Here is a 1,402-nt window from a genome sequence, read left to right as displayed (position 1 = left end):
CCGGCCGTGGGTGGTGGGGCGATCTGGTGGATGCTCCTATGGATGTCAAGCGGCTTTGGCGAGGTCGGCGGTGGTCGGTGCTTTGGTGGCGGGGTCGCGAGCCTGTAGGTCGTTGATCAGGGCATGGTAGATCTCGCGCGCGATGTGGCGTTTGAGGCAGCGCATGATGTCTTTCTTGGACAGGCCTTGCGCGGTTCGTCGGTCAACGTAGGAGCGGGTGCGTTCGTCCCATCGCATGCGGCTCAGTGCGATGGTATGCAGGGCGTGGTTCGCGGCCCGGTCGCCACCGCGGTTGAGTCGGTGTCGGTCTCGTCGTCCTGAAGAGGCAGGGATCGGGGCCACGCCGCACAGGTGCGCGAACGCCGCTTCGGAGCGCAGCCTGTCTGGGTTGTCGCCCGCGGTGGCCAGAAGCTGCCCGGCGACGTCAGGTCCCACGCCCATGCGGTTCATCAGGGTCGGAGCCGTCTGCGCGGTCAGGGCTTTCAGCTCGACGTCGAGGTCGGCGATCTCCTCACTCAGTGCCAGGATCCGGCGGCTCAGAATGCGTAGTGCCGCCTTGGTCGCGCCGAGGGGACTAGCGAGGTCGCTGGGACGGAACCGGGCGCAGACTGCGGCCAGCTCGCGGGCGGGCAGGCCACGCAACTGGGCTCGCAATTCCTCCGGAGCGGTGATCACCAGCTGCCTGGCCTGGTTGATCGCTTGGGTACGGGCCTTGACCGCGGAGCGCCGAGGCACACGCAAGGCCCGGACGGCCTCCACGATCCCGTCGCGGGTCTTCGGCACGCCAGTGGCACGCCCGGAGGCGACCGCGGTAGCAGCGGCATAGGCGTCTATCGGGTCGGACTTGCCCTTCATCCGCCGGGTCTTGCGGTCGGGTCGGTCGACTTCGACCACCGATAGTCCGGCCCGGGCCAGCACCCGAGACAGCTCGGCGCCGTAGGCACCGGTGCCCTCGACCCCAACGGCCTGCACGGTGCCGTGGCCGCCGAGCCATGAAAGTAGCTGCCGGTACCCGGAACCCGTGGCCGGGAACTCTCGGTCGGCCAGATGCCGCCCGAGGGAGTCGATCACCGCCGCGTGATGGGTCTGGCCATGCGTATCCACTCCGGCGATGACATGCACGTGCTGATCGGACATCATGGTCACTGCTGCCTTTCTCGTTGATCCCGGTGGGGCAGCACGCGCCGGCCAGGCGGGCGGACAAGACAGTGGCGGGGCTTCTGAACCAAGCTCCTATGAGGTCACAAACGCCCGTCCGGTCGCGTGCGTAGCGATCCCCCGAGCGGGCCGACAAATCCGCTTCTAGTCAGCCACCGCGACGGTCAGCCCGTGAGTCAGACCCGCCCGAAGAACCACTACACACATCATCACTGTCAGCCCTCTTTCCCTGCCACCCCGAGTC

Annotated in this window: 1 protein-coding gene; it reads right to left on the bottom strand. The window is 67.7% G+C overall.

What is annotated here, in order from left to right; all coding sequences use genetic code 11:
* Window positions 1-45 precede the first annotated feature (45 nt).
* The gene (locus tag HMPREF3086_RS10900; protein WP_198150851.1) at window positions 46-1,137 is read right to left on the bottom strand and encodes an IS110 family RNA-guided transposase; all 1,092 of its coding nucleotides are present in this window, start codon (window positions 1,135-1,137) and stop codon (window positions 46-48) included.
* Window positions 1,138-1,402: the final 265 nt, after the last annotated feature.

Origin of the sequence: Dietzia sp. HMSC21D01, assembly GCF_001815995.1 — a bacterium.
In the GTDB taxonomy this organism is placed as follows: Bacteria; Actinomycetota; Actinomycetes; order Mycobacteriales; family Mycobacteriaceae; genus Dietzia; species Dietzia cinnamea.
This window is presented reverse-complemented; position numbering and strand designations above follow the sequence as displayed.